This is a genomic window from Klebsiella terrigena (assembly GCF_012029655.1).
Lineage (GTDB): Bacteria > Pseudomonadota > Gammaproteobacteria > Enterobacterales > Enterobacteriaceae > Klebsiella > Klebsiella terrigena.
Map to the genome: position 1 here is coordinate 702747 of NZ_CP050508.1, position 17614 is coordinate 720360.

17 protein-coding genes and 1 riboswitch are annotated in these 17614 nt (G+C 58.7%); of the genes, 10 read left to right on the top strand and 7 right to left on the bottom strand.

Going from position 1 to position 17614, the window contains the following annotated elements:
* Positions 1-11: 11 nt before the first annotated feature.
* Complete coding sequence (locus HCK03_RS03420) at positions 12-1253, bottom strand: multifunctional CCA addition/repair protein (RefSeq protein ID WP_123551924.1); 1242 nt, start codon at positions 1251-1253, stop codon at positions 12-14.
* Positions 1254-1314: 61 nt separating this feature from the next.
* A complete protein-coding gene (locus HCK03_RS03425) occupies positions 1315-1935 on the bottom strand; it encodes a TIGR04211 family SH3 domain-containing protein (protein ID WP_041147288.1) in 621 nt (206 codons plus the stop codon).
* Positions 1936-2149: 214 nt separating this feature from the next.
* Here HCK03_RS03425 and HCK03_RS03430 point away from each other — a divergent pair, with 214 nt between their 5' ends.
* The 4 genes from HCK03_RS03430 (at position 2150) to glgS (ending at position 8272) form a co-directional block, all read left to right on the top strand.
* Complete coding sequence (locus HCK03_RS03430; RefSeq protein ID WP_167691148.1) at positions 2150-3448, top strand: CYTH domain-containing protein; 1299 nt, start codon at positions 2150-2152, stop codon at positions 3446-3448.
* A 21-nt stretch (positions 3449-3469) separates the two neighbouring features.
* Positions 3470-6307: a bifunctional [glutamate--ammonia ligase]-adenylyl-L-tyrosine phosphorylase/[glutamate--ammonia-ligase] adenylyltransferase gene (gene glnE, locus HCK03_RS03435; protein ID WP_167692386.1), complete on the top strand. Its 2838-nt coding sequence runs from the start codon at positions 3470-3472 to the stop codon at positions 6305-6307.
* A 58-nt stretch (positions 6308-6365) separates the two neighbouring features.
* Entirely contained in the window at positions 6366-7799 is a 1434-nt protein-coding gene (hldE, locus tag HCK03_RS03440) for a bifunctional D-glycero-beta-D-manno-heptose-7-phosphate kinase/D-glycero-beta-D-manno-heptose 1-phosphate adenylyltransferase HldE (protein WP_076946620.1), read from the top strand.
* 263 nt (positions 7800-8062) lie between these two features.
* The gene (glgS, locus tag HCK03_RS03445) at positions 8063-8272 is read left to right on the top strand and encodes a cell surface composition regulator GlgS (protein WP_115191857.1); all 210 of its coding nucleotides are present in this window, start codon (positions 8063-8065) and stop codon (positions 8270-8272) included.
* Between the two features lie 29 nt (positions 8273-8301).
* Here glgS and ubiK read toward each other — a convergent pair whose 3' ends face one another.
* The gene (gene ubiK / locus HCK03_RS03450; RefSeq protein WP_041147283.1) at positions 8302-8571 is read right to left on the bottom strand and encodes a ubiquinone biosynthesis accessory factor UbiK; all 270 of its coding nucleotides are present in this window, start codon (positions 8569-8571) and stop codon (positions 8302-8304) included.
* Positions 8572-8691: 120 nt separating this feature from the next.
* A riboswitch (FMN riboswitch) is annotated at positions 8692-8843 on the top strand.
* Between the two features lie 108 nt (positions 8844-8951).
* Between ubiK and ribB the strand changes: the two genes are divergently transcribed.
* The gene (ribB, locus tag HCK03_RS03455; RefSeq protein WP_167691149.1) at positions 8952-9605 is read left to right on the top strand and encodes a 3,4-dihydroxy-2-butanone-4-phosphate synthase; all 654 of its coding nucleotides are present in this window, start codon (positions 8952-8954) and stop codon (positions 9603-9605) included.
* Positions 9606-9661: 56 nt separating this feature from the next.
* Here ribB and zupT read toward each other — a convergent pair whose 3' ends face one another.
* On the bottom strand, positions 9662-10432 hold the full coding sequence (gene zupT, locus HCK03_RS03460) for a zinc transporter ZupT (protein ID WP_041147281.1): 771 nt from the start codon (positions 10430-10432) through the stop codon (positions 9662-9664).
* Between the two features lie 193 nt (positions 10433-10625).
* Between zupT and ygiD the strand changes: the two genes are divergently transcribed.
* Complete coding sequence (gene ygiD, locus HCK03_RS03465; protein WP_041147280.1) at positions 10626-11417, top strand: 4,5-DOPA-extradiol-dioxygenase; 792 nt, start codon at positions 10626-10628, stop codon at positions 11415-11417.
* Between the two features lie 49 nt (positions 11418-11466).
* Here the strand turns inward: ygiD and HCK03_RS03470 are convergent, their stop codons facing one another.
* From HCK03_RS03470 to tolC, 3 genes are all read right to left on the bottom strand, one after another.
* The gene (locus HCK03_RS03470; protein ID WP_115191859.1) at positions 11467-12627 is read right to left on the bottom strand and encodes a glutathionylspermidine synthase family protein; all 1161 of its coding nucleotides are present in this window, start codon (positions 12625-12627) and stop codon (positions 11467-11469) included.
* Positions 12628-12632: 5 nt separating this feature from the next.
* A complete protein-coding gene (locus HCK03_RS03475; RefSeq protein WP_041147278.1) occupies positions 12633-13304 on the bottom strand; it encodes a DUF1190 family protein in 672 nt (223 codons plus the stop codon).
* Between the two features lie 167 nt (positions 13305-13471).
* Positions 13472-14932 (bottom strand): outer membrane channel protein TolC, encoded by a 1461-nt coding sequence (gene tolC / locus HCK03_RS03480; RefSeq protein WP_123551929.1) that lies wholly within the window; start codon positions 14930-14932, stop codon positions 13472-13474.
* Between the two features lie 195 nt (positions 14933-15127).
* Between tolC and nudF the strand changes: the two genes are divergently transcribed.
* Genes nudF through yqiA form a run of 4 tightly spaced genes read left to right on the top strand, consistent with a single transcriptional unit; the run spans position 15128 to position 17606 of the window.
* Positions 15128-15760, top strand: a complete 633-nt coding sequence (gene nudF, locus HCK03_RS03485) for an ADP-ribose diphosphatase (protein ID WP_041147276.1) — start codon at positions 15128-15130, stop codon at positions 15758-15760.
* Positions 15757-16179 (top strand): DUF1249 family protein, encoded by a 423-nt coding sequence (locus HCK03_RS03490; RefSeq protein ID WP_041147275.1) that lies wholly within the window; start codon positions 15757-15759, stop codon positions 16177-16179. The genes nudF and HCK03_RS03490 overlap by 4 nt, the downstream gene beginning before the upstream one ends.
* A gap of 24 nt (positions 16180-16203) precedes the next feature.
* Complete coding sequence (gene cpdA / locus HCK03_RS03495; protein WP_123708859.1) at positions 16204-17031, top strand: 3',5'-cyclic-AMP phosphodiesterase; 828 nt, start codon at positions 16204-16206, stop codon at positions 17029-17031.
* Complete coding sequence (gene yqiA / locus HCK03_RS03500) at positions 17031-17606, top strand: esterase YqiA (protein ID WP_167691150.1); 576 nt, start codon at positions 17031-17033, stop codon at positions 17604-17606. The genes cpdA and yqiA overlap by 1 nt, the downstream gene beginning before the upstream one ends.
* The last annotated feature ends 8 nt before the right edge of the window (positions 17607-17614 follow it).

Below are 17614 nucleotides of genomic sequence, written 5' to 3' on the forward strand. Positions count from 1 at the left end.
GACCCTGGCCCTCAGTCTTTTGGCTGAGGGCAGCGTTCTTCCTTCCACTGCGCGATGGCCGCAATACGCCGACGCGTCAGCTCCTCGCGAATCTCCGGCCCTTTAAACCCTTGTTCTACCACCTCTTTCGTCGATACCGACTGAGCGACATGCCACGCTTCAAGCAGCAGGCGCCCCTGCGGATAGTCGCAGGCCTCGAAGCCGGTTCGGCCGCGGACGTCGGCTTCGCTGGTGAGGGCAATTTTCTCCACCCGCTGCGGCTTGCGCCAGGCGTCGATGCTGTCGAACAGCTTGACCAGGGTTTTGGGCTGCAGAATCGGCAGGGTATGAATCAGATCGTGAAATTCGGCGACCAGCTTCGCCAGGTCGCGGATCTCATTCGGGACGCGCAGGCGGGCGCAAAGCTGCTCGACCAGCTTGACGCCGGCCAGCCCGTGGCCGTGATGACGTGGCCAGAGCTCTTTTGGCGTCAGCCCTTTGCCCAGATCGTGACACAGGGTCGCGAAACGCACGTCGATTTCCGGCGACAGCATGGCCGCCATGCTCAGGGTCATCAGGGTATGCAGGCCGGTGTCGATTTCCGGATGCCATTTGGCCGGTGCGGGGACGCCGTACAGCGCCTCGATTTCCGGGAACAGCACCCCGAGCGCGCGGCAGTCGCGCAGGGTCTGGAAAAAGACCTGCGGATTGCGGGTGCCCAGTGCGCTCTCGGTCTCTTTCCATACCCGCTCCGGCGTCAGGTGCGCCAGCTCGCCGGCATCGGCCATCGCGCGCATCAGCGCCATGGTGTCATCCGCAATGCGGAACCCGAGATGGGCGTAGCGGGCGGCAAAGCGCGCTACGCGCAAAACGCGCAGCGGATCTTCGCTAAAGGCCGGTGAAACGTGGCGCAGCAGGCGCTGGCGCAGATCGGACTGGCCGCCGTAGGGGTCGATAATCTGGCCGTCTGAGTCCTGGGCCAGGGCGTTAACCGTCAGGTCGCGGCGGAGCAAATCCTGTTCGAGGGTGACGTCGGGCGCGGCGTAGCAGGTGAAGCCGGTGTAGCCGGCGCCTGACTTACGCTCGGTTCGCGCCAGGGCGTACTCTTCCCGGCTTTGTGGGTGCAGGAACACGGGAAAATCGCGGCCTACCTGCTGGTAGCCCGCGTCAAGCAGCTCTGAGGGCGCGGCACCCACCACCACCCAATCTCTGTCTTTGACCGGTAGTCCGAGTAATGCATCCCGGACGGCACCGCCGACCAAATAAATCTTCACGCCTGCTTCTCCCGTATCCACTTTGCGCTGGATGATACGTAAGTCTGGCAGAGAAGACGAATTAGTTCATCCACCGATCTTTACGCTTGCGGCTCGGGATCAGGTGCGGCAGCACCAGACCAAGCAGCAGGCCGACGCCCAGCACGCCGCCGCCGTACATAAACCACTGCATAATGATGGTGCGCTGCTTATCATCAAGCTGCAGATTAGCGGCATTGACCTTTTTCTGCGCGACAACCAGCTCATTTTTCAGCTTCTGGTTCTCATCTTTCAGGGCATTAATGGCGTTATCGCTCCCGGCGACCTTTTTCTGCATGTCTGCAGTGCGCTGGTTCCAGGTGGTGTCGATGTTATTAAGCTTATCGGTCAGGGTCTTAACCTGATTTTCGAGATCCGGTACGCGGGTGCGCAGGCTGGGCTCGTTGCTCAGCTCTTTTAGCGGGATCCAGGCGGTACGGCCGTTGCCGTCGCGGATCTGGGCGTAGTTGGTGCTGTCGTTGGTCTGCAGCAGAGAGACCTGCTCCCCGGCATTAATGGTTCCCTGGAGGCGATAATTATCGCCAGGACCGGTGCGGACCCAGGTGTTCAGTTCATCAGAAACATAGCGTTTTTCTTCTGCATGAACCGCCGTAGCGGCGCTAAGCGCCAGCAAAGTTATCGTAATCAGGCGTAATTTAGGCATCAGGTCATCGTTTGGTCATAAAAAGTTGAACGATAGTAGTGGCATCACCATAGCGACGCAAAGTTTTCCGCCACAATCGGAAACATCCAGGAGGTGGCCCGGCAAATTGCGCATTGCATGGCGATTCGCCGCAAAATATTATCTACTGACAAGAAATATCGGCGTTAGTTCGCCGTATTTTCCCTGCAGAGCACAGAAGCGGAAGAATTCAGTTATGGCGCAAGAAATCGAATTAAAATTTATCGTCTCCGACAGCGGTGTGGAAACACTGCGTCAGCACCTTAATACGCTCAATGCGCAGCATACGCCCGCAGGACAGCTGCTCAATATTTATTATGAAACGGCGGATAACTGGCTGCGTCGTCACGATATGGGGCTGCGTATTCGCGGCGATCGCGGTCGTTACGAAATGACGCTGAAAATTGCCGGACGAGTGGTGGGTGGGCTGCATCAGCGCCCGGAGTACAACATCCCGCTGGAGAAACCGGAGCTGGCCCTGAGCCTGCTGCCGGCGGAAGTCTGGCCGCAGGGCGAACTGCCTGCCGAGCTGGAGAACAGCGTACAGCCGCTCTTCAGCACTGATTTTGAACGTGAAAAATGGGTGGTCAGCGAAGGCGATAGCCAGATTGAGATCGCCCTCGATCGCGGCGAGGTAAAGGCCGGTGAGCATCAGGAAGCGATTTGTGAACTGGAGCTGGAGCTGTTGTCCGGCAATACCGCCGATCTCCTGGCCCTCGCCCGTGGTCTGCTGGATACCGGCGCGCTGCGTCAGGGAAGCCTGAGCAAGGCGGCGCGAGGCTACCATCTGGCCCAGGGCAACGGCGAACGGTCGCCGATCGCGCTGGATATCCTGCCGGCCATCGCGAAGGCCAGCGTCGAGCAGGGAATGGAGGCGGCGCTGGAAAATGCCCTGGCCCACTGGCTCTATCACGATGAAGTCTTGAGCCGCGGCAACCCGGCGGCAAAAGGCGAAATTCTGCGCGCGATTGCCCGCCTGCGCCATACGCTGGCGCTGTTTGGCGGCATCGTACCGCGTAAAGCCAGCGCGGCGCTGCGCGAGCAGCTGAGCGCAGCGGAAGCGGCGCTGTCAGAGGCCGAAAATGCGCAGGCGGCGCTGTTCAACATTGCCGCAGTGAGAGCGAAGCTGATGCTGACGGAATGGCTGGTAAGCCGCGGCTGGCGCGAGTTCCTCAACGAGAATGGGCAGAAGAAAATTGCCGGATCTTTTAAACGCTTTGCCGATATTCAGCTTTCGCGGGCGGCGGCAGAATTAAAAAATGTCTTCCTGCAGTCGCTGGGCGACGAATATGAAGGTCAGCTTCCGCGGCTGGCGCGCGAAATCGACACTGTTCAGCTGTTAGCCGGCGCTTACGCCGAGGCCGCATCGCCGTGGCTGGAAAACTGGAAAGAGCTTCGCCGGGCCGTTGAGCATCGGGACAGCAGCGTCATTGAATATTTCCGTCGCCAGGCGCTGGCCGCGGAACCGTTCTGGCTGCATAGTGGAAAACGATAATTTCAGGCCAGGGAGACCCCTATAATGCCGCTTTCTTCGCAGTTACAGCAGCACTGGCAGACGGTTGTAGACCGGCTACCAGCGGATTTTCCATTATCCACGTTAAGTCCGCAGGCGCAGTCGGTTATGGCGTTCAGCGATTTTGTCGAGCAGAGCCTGATCGCCCAGCCGCAGTGGCTGGCTGAGCTGGAGAGCTCGCCGCCGGAAGCGGATGAGTGGCGTCACTATGCCGACTGGCTGCAGGCGGCGCTGGCGGAGGTGAATGACGAAGCGGCGCTGATGCGCGAGCTGCGCCTTTTCCGCCGCCGGATTATGGTGCGCATCGCCTGGGCACAGGCGCTGTCGCTGGTCAGCGAAGAGAGTAGTTTGCAGCAGCTTAGCGCGCTGGCGGAGACGCTGATTGTCGCCGCCAGGGACTGGCTATACGCCGCCTGCTGCCGGGAGTGGGGAACGCCCTGCAGCGCCGAAGGCAAACCGCAGCCGCTGCTGATCCTCGGGATGGGTAAACTCGGCGGAGGAGAGCTCAACTTCTCTTCCGATATCGACCTGATTTTTGCCTGGCCGGAGCACGGCGCAACCCGCGGCGGGCGCCGCGAGCTGGATAACGCCCAGTTCTTTACCCGCCTCGGCCAGCGTTTAATTAAGGCCCTCGATCAGGCCACCCAGGACGGCTTTGTCTACCGCGTAGATATGCGCCTGCGCCCGTTTGGCGACAGCGGCCCGCTGGTGCTGAGCTTCGCCGCGCTGGAGGATTACTACCAGGAGCAGGGGCGAGACTGGGAGCGCTATGCGATGGTTAAGGCGCGGATCATGGGCGATAACGAAGGCATCTATGCCAGCGAGCTGCGCGCCATGCTGCGGCCGTTCGTCTTCCGCCGCTACATTGACTTCAGCGTGATCCAGTCGCTGCGTAATATGAAAGGGATGATTGCCCGCGAGGTTCGCCGCCGCGGGCTGAAGGACAATATCAAGCTCGGCGCCGGCGGGATCCGCGAAATTGAATTTATCGTCCAGGTATTTCAGCTGATCCGCGGCGGCCGCGAGCCTGCGCTGCAGCTGCGGGCGCTGCTGCCAACCCTGGCGGCTATCGAGGAGCTGCATCTGCTGCCGGAAGGCGATGCTTCCCGGCTGCGCGAGGCCTACCTGTTTTTACGTCGTCTCGAAAACCTGCTGCAAAGCATCAACGATGAGCAGACGCAAACTCTGCCGCAGGATGAGCTCAACCGCGCTCGCCTGGCGTGGGGAATGCACGTTGCCGACTGGGCGACGCTCAGCGCGCAGCTGGAAGAGAAAATGGCCAGCGTCAGGCGGGTATTCAACGATCTGATTGGCGATGACGAAGCGCAGTCGCCGGATGAACAGCTTGCCGAGTACTGGCGCGAGCTGTGGCAGGACGCGCTGGAGGAGGATGACACCAGCCCGGCACTGGCGCACCTCGATGATACCGATCGGCGCAGCGTGCTGGCGCTGATCGCCGATTTCCGCAAAGAGCTCGACAGGCGCACCATTGGTCCGCGCGGGCGGCAGGTGCTGGATCAGCTGATGCCGCATCTGCTCAGCGAAGTGTGCTCGCGCGCGGATGCGCCGGTGCCGCTGGCGCGCATTACGCCGCTGCTGACCGGCATCGTGACCCGCACGACCTATCTTGAGCTGCTCAGCGAGTATCCCGGTGCGCTCAAGCACCTGATCTCCCTGTGCGCCGCCTCGCCGATGGTCGCCAGCCAGCTGGCGCGCCACCCGCTGCTGCTGGACGAACTGCTGGACCCCAATACGCTCTATCAGCCGACGGCGACCGACGCCTATCGCGATGAGCTGCGCCAGTATTTACTGCGCGTACCGGAAGAGGACGAAGAGCAGCAGCTGGAGGCGCTGCGCCAGTTCAAGCAGGCGCAGCTGCTGCATATTGCCGCCGCAGATATCGCCGGCACGCTGCCGGTGATGAGAGTGAGCGATCACTTAACCTGGCTGGCCGAGGCGATGATCGATGCGGTGGTCCAGCAGGCGTGGATGCAGATGGTGGCGCGCTATGGCCAGCCGACGCACCTGCGCGACCGTCAGGGGCGCGGCTTTGCCGTCGTCGGCTACGGCAAGCTGGGCGGCTGGGAGCTGGGCTACAGCTCCGATTTGGATCTGGTATTCCTCCATGATTGCCCGCAGGAGGCCATGACCGACGGCGAACGCGAGATTGACGGCCGCCAGTTCTATCTGCGGCTGGCGCAGCGCATTATGCATCTCTTCAGCACCCGCACCTCTTCAGGGATCCTCTATGAAGTGGATGCCCGCCTGCGTCCGTCGGGCGCTGCGGGCATGCTGGTCACCACCACCGATTCCTTCGCCGACTATCAGCAAAATGAAGCCTGGACCTGGGAACATCAGGCGCTGGTCCGCGCGCGGGTGGTCTACGGCGATCCCGAGCTGCAGACCCGGTTTGATGAGATTCGCCGCGCGATCCTCACCCGCCAGCGCGAGGGGGCGACTTTGCAGACCGAGGTGCGGGAAATGCGCGAAAAAATGCGCGCCCATCTTGGCAATAAGCAGCGCGATCGCTTTGATATTAAAGCCGATGCCGGCGGGATCACCGATATTGAATTTATCACCCAGTATCTGGTCTTACGCTATGCCTACGACAAGCCGAAGCTGACGCGCTGGTCCGATAACGTGCGCATTCTGGAGCTGCTGGCACAGAACGACATTATGGATGAAGAAGAGGCCCGGGCGTTGACCCATGCCTACACCACGCTGCGCGATGCGCTGCACCATCTGGCGCTGCAGGAGCTGCCGGGCAACGTCGCGCCGGAGGCCTTTGCTCGTGAACGTGAGCAGGTTAGCGCCAGCTGGCAGAAGTGGTTGATGGCTTAACTAAAAAACCGGGTGTGCTATTATCGCGCGCAAAGTTTGCATCTCGCAGGAGAGAGTAATGAAAGTAACGCTGCCGGAGTTTGAACGAGCAGGAGTGTTGGTGGTTGGCGATGTGATGCTGGACCGCTACTGGTATGGTCCCACCAGCCGTATTTCCCCTGAAGCCCCGGTGCCGGTGGTGAAAGTGGAAAATATCGAAGAGCGTCCCGGCGGCGCGGCAAACGTCGCGATGAACATCGCGTCGCTCGGTGCAACCTCGCGGCTGGTGGGCCTGACCGGGATTGACGATGCCGCCCGCGCGCTGAGTAAAGCGCTGGCCGACGTCAACGTGAAGTGCGACTTCGTTTCGGTGCCGACCCACCCCACCATCACCAAGCTGCGCGTGCTGTCGCGCAACCAGCAGCTGATCCGCCTCGATTTTGAAGAGGGCTTTTCCGGCGTCGATCCGCAGCCGATGCACGAGCGCATTCAGCAGGCGCTGGGCTCTATCGGGGCGCTGGTTCTGTCTGACTATGCGAAAGGCGCGCTGGCCAGCGTGCAGACGATGATTAAGCTGGCGCGGGATGCGGGCGTACCGGTGCTGATCGATCCGAAAGGCACCGAATTCGAGCGCTATCGCGGCGCCACCCTGCTGACCCCGAACCTCTCTGAGTTTGAAGCGGTGGCGGGGAAATGTAAGGACGAAGCGGAAATCGTTGAGCGCGGCCTGAAGATTATTGCTGATTTTGAACTCTCTGCGCTGCTGGTGACCCGCTCCGAGCAGGGCATGACGCTGCTGCAGCCGGGCAAACCGCCGCTGCATATGCCAACCCAGGCTCAGGAAGTGTATGACGTCACCGGTGCCGGCGATACGGTGATTGGCGTACTGGCGGCGACCCTCGCCTCAGGCAATACGCTGGAAGAGGCGTGCTATTTCGCCAACGCGGCGGCCGGCGTGGTTGTCGGCAAGCTGGGGACCTCAACCGTTTCGCCGATTGAGCTGGAAAACGCGGTGCGCGGGCGCGCTGAGACCGGTTTTGGCGTGATGAATGAAGAAGAGCTCAAGCAGGCGGTGGCCGCGGCGCGCAAGCGCGGTGAGAAAGTGGTGATGACCAACGGCGTGTTTGACATCCTGCACGCGGGCCACGTTTCGTATCTGGCAAACGCGCGCAAGCTGGGCGATCGCCTGATTGTGGCGGTTAACAGCGATGCGTCGACAAAACGTCTGAAAGGGGAGTCCCGTCCGGTGAACCCGCTGGAGCAGCGGATGATTGTCCTGGGCGCGCTGGAGGCCGTTGACTGGGTGGTCTCTTTCGAAGAGGACACTCCGCAGCGTCTGATCGCCGGGATCCTGCCGGATCTGCTGGTGAAGGGCGGGGACTATAAGCCGGAGCAGATCGCCGGGAGCGAAGAGGTCTGGGCAAACGGCGGCGAAGTGCTGGTGCTCAATTTTGAAGATGGTTGTTCGACCACCAACATTATCAAAAAGATCCAGAAAGATAGCGGGAAGTAATATTTCCCCGCCGAGCGGCGGCTCGACCATCGTCCCGGTAAGCATCGTGCGGCCGGAAGGGTAGCGAGAAAGCCGTACTTAAAGAGGCCTGCGATCGTCCGATCGCGGGCCTTTTTTATTTAATTGATGGCGGAAATGATTCAGCGCAATAATTGTTCTTGTTTTGCGCATTTTTCGCGCAAAAAAAGTTAACGTAAGGATAAATACTGAAGTCAGTAAAGCATATGACCACTCAGAACACCCACAGCTGAAGGAGTATGCGGATGAACCATAACGAACTGTATTCAATGAAGAATTTTGACTTTCTGGCGCTGAGCTTTGCCAGGATGCACGCGCAGGGCCACGTCGTCGATCTCGAGGCCATTGTCGGCAATATGGATGAGGATCATCGTGAATGGTTTTGCCAGCGCTATGCGCTCTACTGTCGTCAGGTTAGCCAGCCAGAGACGCCGGCGACAGAGCTGGAACACTGATACAACAACGGGCCTGATGGCCCGTTTTTTTACTGCTTCTCTTCGACGCTCGGCGCGGCCGTTCGGCTTTCCAGATCGCTAATGCGCTGTTCGAGTAGCGCCAGCTTTTCGCGCGTGCGCAGCAGCACCTGAGTCTGCACGTCAAACTCTTCACGGCTGACCAGATCGAGGCGGGTCAGCTGCGACTGGAGCACCTGACGGATCTTTTTCTCGACGTCTTCCCCAAGGTCACGAAGGCCTTTCGGCATCGATTCATGGACCTGGCGGGCGATTTGTTCAATTTTTTTCGGGTCAATCATGATGGTTTCCTGCTCTGGTCGATTTACCGTCCATTGTAGTGCGATCGGCGCCGCCTATAAACCAGAAATGTTTGAAGCTTATGCATTGCCGAGGATAATCAATAGCGTTATAGTTACTTTGCTTATTCTCAGGGCGGGGCGAAATTCCCCACCGGCGGTAAATCAACCCTAGCGTTGAAAGCCCGCGAGCGCTTTTTGCGAAAGCAAAAAGGTCAGCAGATCCGGTGTAATTCCGGGGCCGACGGTTAGAGTCCGGATGGGAGAGAGTAACGGCTCAGTCGGATTGCGATCCGCTTGCGTTGACTTTTTTGCCGCTTAACCCGGCACTCCTAAGACTGCCCTGATTCTGGTAACCATAATTTTAATGAGGTTTTTTTACCATGAATCAGACGCTCCTTTCTTCTTTTGGTACCGCTTTTGAACGCGTAGAACACGCGTTAAATGCACTGCGCGAAGGCCGCGGTGTGATGGTACTTGACGATGAAGACCGTGAAAATGAAGGCGATATGATTTTCGCCGCCGAAACCATGACCGTTGAGCAGATGGCGCTAACTATTCGCCACGGCAGCGGTATTGTTTGCCTGTGCCTGACCGATGAACGCCGCAAGCAGCTCGACCTGCCGATGATGGTGGAAAATAACACCAGCGCCTACGGTACCGGCTTCACCGTGACCATCGAAGCCGCAGAAGGCGTCACGACCGGCGTATCCGCGGCCGACCGCGTCACCACCGTGCGCGCCGCGATTGCCGATGGCGCAAAACCTTCTGACCTGAATCGCCCTGGCCACGTATTCCCGCTGCGCGCCCAGGCGGGCGGCGTGCTGACCCGCGGCGGCCACACCGAAGCCACTATCGATCTGGTGACTCTCGCAGGCTTCAAGCCGGCGGGGGTTCTGTGTGAGCTGACTAACGACGATGGCTCGATGGCCCGCTCGCCGCAGTGCATCGAATTTGCTCAGCAGCACAATATGGCCGTGGTCACTATTGAAGATCTGGTGGCCTATCGCCGCGAGCACGAGCGTAAAGCCAGCTAAGCCGGCTTCGCTGTACTCTAAAGCCCACTTCACCGTGGGCTTTGTTGTTTTTGGCGCTAGCCAATGCCCATCGCCTGCAGGGCCACGAGGCTAAATCCCATCACCGACATACCGCACAGCACGCCATAGCTTGGGTTGCTTTGCGGATCGATCTCTTTTGCCAGCGGCATGAGCTCATCCACCGACAGCGCCACCATAATCCCGGCGACGGCGGCCATAATGGCGCCCATCACCACCGGCGATACCAGACTGCCGAGGATCAGCCAGGCCAGCAGGCCGCCGAGGATCTCGGCCATTCCGGAGAGTCCGGCCCAGAAAACCGCCTTGCGGCGCGAACCCGTTGCGGCATACACCGGGCCGGCAACCGCCAGCCCTTCCGGAATATTATGCAGGGCGACCGCCAGCGCGACGCCCATGCCCAGCTCCAGGTTATTGCTGGCCGTCACAAAGGTGGCGATGCCCTCCGGGAAGTTATGCAGGCTGATACCGAGGGTTAGCAGAATGGCGGCGCGGCGCAGATTGCGCGGGCGCGGGACGCCGGGCGACATCAGATCCTGCGGATGAGCGTGCGGCAGCATACGGTCCAGCGCAAAGTAGCCCAGCAGGCCGATAACAAACATGCCGTAACCGAGCAGCGCCGACATCCCCTCGGCGTTCAGCGCGGCGGGCAGCATCTCCATCAGCGAAATAAGCAGCATGATCCCGGCGGCGAAACCGAGAGAAAAACCCAGCAGACGGTTGGACGGTTTCTGGCCCAGTACGCCGAAAATCGCGCCGATAAAGGTGGCGCTACCGGCCAGCAGGGTCAATATAAGAGGGGATGACATCACTCAGCTCCTTTGATAATGATTATCATTCATAATATCCATCTTACCCGATGGCAGCGAGAGGGAAATGACGCCTTTACCGCGGCTTACATTCAAATTTTCTGATGATGATCATCATGCTTATCTGAGTTTATCCTGATGCAAAAACGCGTAATGTGAAGGCATTAAATCTCCTCTACTCAAGGATATCATCATGTCCCTTACCCGAATGCCAGCGTTGTTTTTAGGCCACGGCAGCCCGATGAACGTGCTGGAAGATAACATCTATACCCGCGCCTGGCGGCATCTGGGCGAAACGCTACCGCGTCCGCGGGCGATTGTGGTGGTCTCCGCCCACTGGTTTACGCGCGGTACCGGCGTCACGGCGATGGAAGCACCGAAAACGATCCATGATTTTGGCGGCTTCCCGCAGGCGCTGTACGATACGCACTATCCGGCTCCGGGCTCTCCTGAGCTGGCGCAGCGCCTGGTTGAGCTGCTGGCACCCGTGCCGGTGACGCTGGATAAAGAAGCCTGGGGCTTCGACCACGGCTCGTGGGGCGTGCTTATCAAAATGTATCCGGATGCCGATATTCCGATGGTGCAGCTGAGCATCGACAGCAGCAAGCCGGCGGCCTGGCACCTCGAGATGGGGCGCAGGCTGGCGGCGCTGCGCGATGAAGGCATTATGCTGATTGCGAGCGGTAACGTGGTGCATAACCTGCGCACGGCGCGCTGGCATGGCGAAAGCACGCCGTATCCCTGGGCGGAATCGTTTAACGAGTATGTGAAAACGAACCTGGCCTGGAAAGGGCCGACGGAGGAACACCCGCTGGTGAACTATTTGGCGCACGAGGGCGGATCGCTCTCGAACCCGACGGCGGAACACTTCCTGCCGCTGCTGTACGTGCTGGGTGCCTGGGACGGTGAAGAGCCGATTTCCGTGCCGGTAGAAGGAATGGAAATGGGGTCGCTAAGCATGCTGTCAGTGCTGGTCGGCGCGTAGCGGGAAAGTGCAGATGCCCCGGCAGGCGTAATGCCGCCGGGGCAGGAGACTACTCGACAAAAATATGCGGATAGAAGCGTGAAAGATCCTGGGTGATCAGCGCCCGGTCTTCGCGAACGCCGATCCCGGCTGGCTTATCGTTGATCAGCCAGCTGCCGATCAGCGTATAGCTATCGCCAAACTTCGGCAGCGGATAGAACTCCTGCACGATGGTACCTTCTTCACCGTACGGGCCTTCGACCGCTTCCACCACCTTGCCGTTTTCAACGATCGACACGTTTGCGCCTTCGCGGGAGAAAATCGGCTTGATGACGTACTTCTCCATTTCGGGATGCGCGTCTTCGCTGAACCAGGATGCCAGCAGGTTAGGGTGATTCGGGAACATCTTCCACAGCAGCGGCAGCAGCGCTTTGTTGGAGATAATGCTCTTCCATGCCGGCTCAAGCCAGCGTACGCCGGCATCTTCCAGCTTGGTGGAGAAGACCTCGCGCAGCATATACTCCCACGGATAAAGCTTGAACAGATTGCCGATGACCTGATCCTGAACGTCGGTAAACTGGCCCTTTTCGCCGAGGCCGATATCTTCGATATAGAGGAATTCGGTGGCGACGCCAGCTTCGGCCGCACAGTCCTGCAGATACTGTACGGTACCGCGATCCTCTTCGGTATCGCGGCAGCACGCCATATGCAGCAGCTGGAAGCCAAACTGTTCCCGGAGCTCGGTAAAGCGCTCAATCAGCTTTTCCTGCAGGCTGTTGAACTGGTCGCTGCCTGCCGGCAGCTGGCCGGCGTTGAGCTGATCTTCCAGCCAAATCCACTGAAAGAACGCCGCCTCATACAGCGAGGTTGGCGTATCGGCGTTGTTCTCCAGCAGCTTGGGCTCGCCAACGCCGTCCCACGCCAGGTCGAGGCGTGAATAGAGCGACGGCTGGTTGGTTTTCCACGATTGACGCACGAAGCCCCAGGTGTGTTTGGGGATGCGGAATTTAGCCATCAGCTCATCGCTGCCGATAACGGTTTCTACCGCCTGCAGGCACATCTGATGCAGCTCGGCGGTAACGTCTTCCAGTTTCTCAACCTGCGCCAGGGTCAGCTTGTAATAGGCCTCTTCGCTCCAGTACGGCTCGCCGTACATGGTATGAAAGCTAAAGCCATATTCGCTCGCTTTTTCGCGCCAGTCCGGGCGCTCCGTGATGCTGATTCTTTCCATGAGTTTTAGCCGCCCATTGAGCGTTTGGATGAGGTGGTACCTGCGGCGCTACGCTGCATGGTGGACTGTTTCGCCACCGACTCGCCGAAGCCGCCGCGGGTAACGGTGCTGGTGGTCGCAGGTTTTGGCGCCATCGCTGTCTTAGGTACGTTCATAGAACGACCCGGCTGCGCTGCGCCGTAGCTCTTGCCACCGGCATCGGTGTACTGACCATAGGCCGGGCTGGCCGGGTTTTTCGAGCTGAACAGCGGCTGCTGCGCGCCCATGCCGCCGCCCATCATGCGGCCCATCATGTAGCCGGCCATCAGCGGCATCCAGAAGCTGCCGCTGCTTTGTGCCTGAGCCTGGTTTTCCGGCGCTACGCCTGCCTGAGCCGGCGTTTGCTGGCACTGGCCTTCACCGAACTCCGCCACGCAATCTTCACGGGTGGCGTATTTTGGCGCGGTACGTTCAGCTTCTTTGGTCGCGTTATTAAAGGCGGTGGTGCACTCTGCGCCTTTGCCAGGGTTGGCCGCAGAGCAGTCATCGGCATTTTGATACAGAGAAACCGTCTCGTCGGTTTTTTCGCAGCCGGCGAGCATAAAGACGGCCGTCACGGCGAGCGCGACCGGCGTCAGATGGCGAGCGCTCCAGCTTTTGCGGAACGAGGCATGATTAATATTTTTTGTCCGTTTCATGTTTGTCTTCCTGGACCCAGTGGTATGGCGGTTTGTTAACGCTCAGGATAGAGGATGAGTGGTGGAAAATGAAGCGACCAGGGGCGGAAAGGAGGGGAAAGGAGGGGATCTTTACGTTGCCTTACGTTTAGCGCTCCGCTTAGCGGAGCGCTATGACGCAACGAAGGTTATTGGCGGAAAGGATTCGCGCCGCTGGTTTTCGTGGTGTGAACGGCTGCCGGTTTAGCCGCTGGCGCAGCGCTGCTGGCGTAGCCGTCTGCGCTGGCGTCCTGCTGCGGGGTTTCCGGCGCAACGCTATCCGGTGAGGTCGCGACAGGTTTGCCCAGCGTATTGTTCAACGCAACCAGATCCTGCTCGTTCAGCGTACCGAGCGCGGACTTGATGTTCAGCTGGTTAATCAGATAGTTATAACGCGCGCTTGAGAGCTGCTGCTTGGCGTTGTACAGCGTAGTTGTCGCATCCAGCACGTCAACGATGGTACGTGTACCAACGGAATAGCCGGCTTCCATCGCATCAAGGGAGCTCTGGGCAGAGACCACGGCCTGTTTGTAGGCATTGATGCTGCTGATAGAGGCGTTGATGTTATTAAAGGATGAGCGAACGGTCTGCACCACGGTGCGGTGCGAGCTTTCCAACTGCTCGCTGGCGCCGACGAAGTTGTACTGCGCCTGTTTCACCTGCGAGTTAACCATCCCGCCCTGATACAGCGGCAGCGAGAAGCTCAGGCCGATTTTGTTCTGGCCGGCATCGTTGTCTGGCGTCGAATTATTGGAACCGCTATATCTGGAGTTGGATACGCCGGTAGAGGCGTTTAAATCCAGCGTCGGCATGTGGCCATCCTGCGCCTGGCGAATCTGTTCACGCGCCAGGTCCTGGTTCAGGCGAGCCTGCAGCAGCGAGAGGTTGCGGTTTTCCGCTTCCTTCAGCAGCGCGTTCACCGTTTCCGGCTTGTTGGTTTTGAAGCCGTCAACGTTCAGCGACGACAGCTGCGGGTAGTAGTTGCCGGTCACCTGACGCAGCGATTCAACCGCGTTGTCGAGGTTGTTACGCGCGGTGACTTCGTTGGCCAGCACGGAGTCGTACTGGGAACGGGCGTTCTGCACGTCGGTAATGGCAACCAGGCCCACGTTAAAACGCTGAGTGGTCTGATCCAACTGACGATAGATCGCCTGCTTCTGCGCTTCGGTATAGGAGAGCGTATCGATGGCGCTCAGCACGTTAAAGTAGGCCGTGGCGGTATTCAGAATCAGCGTCTGCTGATCGGTCTGATAGGTGACGTCCTGAATACCGGCCTGTTTTTCCTGCAGCGTCAGGGCGCGCCATTTTGACATATCGAACAGCGTTTGCGTGAGCTGCAGCGCTCCGCTGGTGACGTTGGAGTCCTGGCCATTGGCATCGCGATAGCCGTTGGTATAAGTATAATCTGCACCCAGACCGAGCTGAGGCAGTAACGGGCTACGTGCTTCGTTGATCTTTTCGAATGCAGCATCACGATCGGCTGCTGATTTACGCAGGTCAGGGTTGCTGATGCGCGCCTGCTGATAAACCTGCATCAGGTTTTCTGCCTGGCTTATGGCGCTGAAGCCAGTCAGGCCCAGGCCGATAAGGATGGGGAAAAATTTCTTCATTTGCATTCCTTGTTGTGAAGCATAAAGCGCTGCCCAAAAGCTAAATATATCTGCTGATTGTATAGAGTCTGTCGCCGTAAAAAGTTGGCGTTACGTGCCATCCGGCGGTAATTTGCACCAATCTAACATACGGACTGTAAAACGGTAGCCAAACGGCTTATAAATCCCTACTTTCGAATTCGCAGGACACCGACAATGAGCAAGCCCAACAAGCAGGGAATTACCTTCGCTAAAAACGATGTAGAAATTATTGCACGCGAAACGCTTTATCGTGGTTTTTTTTCGCTGGATTTATACCGCTTTCGCCACCGTCTGTTCAACGGCGGGATGAGCGGCGAAGTGACGCGCGAAATTTTTGAGCGCGGGCACGCCGCCGTCTTGCTACCCTTTGACCCGATACGTGATGAAGTTGTGCTGGTCGAGCAGATTCGCATTGCCGCCTATGATACCAGCGAGAGCCCGTGGCTGCTCGAAATGGTTGCCGGCATGATTGAAGAAGGCGAAACGCCCGAGGAGGTCGCCCGCCGTGAAGCGGTGGAAGAGGCGGGCCTTGAAGTCGGCCGGACAAAACCGGTTCTGAGCTATCTGGCCAGCCCCGGCGGCACCAGCGAGAGGCTGTCGATTCTGGTGGGGGAAGTCGATGCGACGACGGCAAAAGGCATCCACGGACTGGCGGATGAAAATGAGGATATTCGGGTTCATGTGGTCAGTAGGGAGCAGGCCTATCAGTGGGTAGAAGAAGGGAAAATCGACAACGCAGCTTCTGTCATCGCGCTGCAATGGCTACAGCTGCACTATCACAATTTACGTAATGAGTGGTCAAAATGAAGCGTTATACGCCTGACTTCCCTGAAATGATGCGCCTGTGTGAAACCAATTTTGCCCAGTTGCGCCGCCTGCTGCCTCGAACCGATGCAGTGGGCGATATGGCGGGCTACCAGGTGGGCAGTGCGCAGTACCGGCTAACTATCGTCGAGTCGACCCGCTACACTACACTGGTGTCGATTGAGCAAACCGCGCCGGCGGTGAGCTACTGGAGTTTACCGTCCATGACGGTACGCCTGTATCATGACGCGATGGTGGCCGAAGTGTGTTCGAGTCAGCAGATTTTTCGCTTCAAAGCGCGGTATGATTATCCTAATAAAAAGTTGCATCAACGCGACGAAAAGCATCAAATTAACCAGTTCTTAGCCGACTGGCTGAGATACTGTTTAGCACATGGAGCGATGGCGATTCCGGTTTGTTAGCGTCGTGAAACCTAAGGACACCATTTGGAAAGCCTGTTAAACCTTCCTTTGGCTGGTGAGGCCAGAGTCAGGATATTACAAATTACTGATACTCACCTGTTTGCTGAAAAACATGAAACGCTGTTAGGCATCAATACCTGGGAAAGCTATCAGGCCGTGCTGGAAGCCATCCACGCCTCGCAGCGCCAGTGCGATCTGATTGTCGCGACAGGCGATCTGGCACAGGACCACTCGGCCGCGGCCTATCAGCACTTCGCTGAGGGTATCGCGAGTTTTGCTGCGCCCTGCGTCTGGCTGCCGGGCAATCATGACTTTCAGCCAGCAATGTACAGCACGCTGCAGGAATCAGGCATTTCCCCCGCCAAGCGCGTTCTGCTCGGCGATCGCTGGCAAATACTGCTGCTGGACAGCCAGGTATTCGGCGTTCCCCACGGTGAATTAAGCGATTTTCAGCTGGAGTGGCTTGAGCACAAGCTCGCGGCAGAACCGGAACGCTATACGCTGCTGCTATTGCATCATCATCCTCTCGCCTCGGGCTGCAGCTGGCTGGATCAGCATAGCCTGCGCAACGCCGCGGCGCTCGATCGCGCGCTAGCCGCCTTTCCCCGCGTCAGGCATCTGCTGTGCGGTCATATTCATCAGGAGCTGGATCTCAACTGGGGCGGGCGACGCATGATGGCCACGCCGTCAACCTGCGTGCAGTTTAAGCCGCACTGCGACAACTTCACGCTGGATACCGTTTCTCCCGGCTGGCGCTGGCTGGATCTGCATCCCGACGGCACCCTGACGACCGAAGTTTGCCGCCTTAGCGGCGTGAAATTTCACCCGGATATCGCTTCAGAAGGATACTGATGGCTACGCTCCTCTATCTACACGGATTTAACAGCTCGCCGCGCTCGGCTAAAGCGAAGGCGCTGAAGGCGTGGCTGGCGCAAAATTATCCTGAAATTAACATGGTGGTACCGGAGCTGCCGGTTTACCCCGCTGAAGCGGCGGAGCTGCTGGAAGCGATCGTTCTCGAGCACGGCGGGGAACCGCTGGGCGTTGTCGGCTCTTCGCTGGGAGGCTACTACGCAACCTGGCTATCGCAGTGTTTTATGCTGCCGACTGTGGTTGTAAACCCGGCCGTACGCCCATTTGAGCTGCTGAACAATTTCCTCGGCCTCAATGAGAATCCGTACACGGGGCAGCAATATGTGCTAGAGTCTCGCCATATTTACGATCTCAAAGTCATGCAAATCGACCCGCTGGAATCGCCTGATTTACTCTGGCTGTTACAGCAAACGGGCGATGAAGTGCTGGATTATCGCCAGGCCGTTAGCTACTACGCTTCATGTCGGCAGACGGTAGAGGAGGGCGGCAATCATGCATTTGTCGGCTTTGAAGATCATTTCACTCAGATTATCGATTTTCTGGGCCTGCGCTAAGCATTCCT

Coding starts and splice junctions, on each gene's coding strand:
- glgS (WP_115191857.1), top strand. CDS start 8,063: ATGAACCATAACGAACTGTATTCAATGAAGAATTTTGACTTTCTGGCG.
- tolC (WP_123551929.1), bottom strand. CDS start 14,932: ATGAAGAAATTTTTCCCCATCCTTATCGGCCTGGGCCTGACTGGCTTC.
- hldE (WP_076946620.1), top strand. CDS start 6,366: ATGAAAGTAACGCTGCCGGAGTTTGAACGAGCAGGAGTGTTGGTGGTT.
- HCK03_RS03425 (WP_041147288.1), bottom strand. CDS start 1,935: ATGCCTAAATTACGCCTGATTACGATAACTTTGCTGGCGCTTAGCGCC.
- ubiK (WP_041147283.1), bottom strand. CDS start 8,571: ATGATTGACCCGAAAAAAATTGAACAAATCGCCCGCCAGGTCCATGAA.
- HCK03_RS03470 (WP_115191859.1), bottom strand. CDS start 12,627: ATGGAAAGAATCAGCATCACGGAGCGCCCGGACTGGCGCGAAAAAGCG.
- ribB (WP_167691149.1), top strand. CDS start 8,952: ATGAATCAGACGCTCCTTTCTTCTTTTGGTACCGCTTTTGAACGCGTA.
- HCK03_RS03475 (WP_041147278.1), bottom strand. CDS start 13,304: ATGAAACGGACAAAAAATATTAATCATGCCTCGTTCCGCAAAAGCTGG.
- HCK03_RS03430 (WP_167691148.1), top strand. CDS start 2,150: ATGGCGCAAGAAATCGAATTAAAATTTATCGTCTCCGACAGCGGTGTG.
- HCK03_RS03490 (WP_041147275.1), top strand. CDS start 15,757: ATGAAGCGTTATACGCCTGACTTCCCTGAAATGATGCGCCTGTGTGAA.
- ygiD (WP_041147280.1), top strand. CDS start 10,626: ATGTCCCTTACCCGAATGCCAGCGTTGTTTTTAGGCCACGGCAGCCCG.
- zupT (WP_041147281.1), bottom strand. CDS start 10,432: ATGTCATCCCCTCTTATATTGACCCTGCTGGCCGGTAGCGCCACCTTT.
- yqiA (WP_167691150.1), top strand. CDS start 17,031: ATGGCTACGCTCCTCTATCTACACGGATTTAACAGCTCGCCGCGCTCG.
- nudF (WP_041147276.1), top strand. CDS start 15,128: ATGAGCAAGCCCAACAAGCAGGGAATTACCTTCGCTAAAAACGATGTA.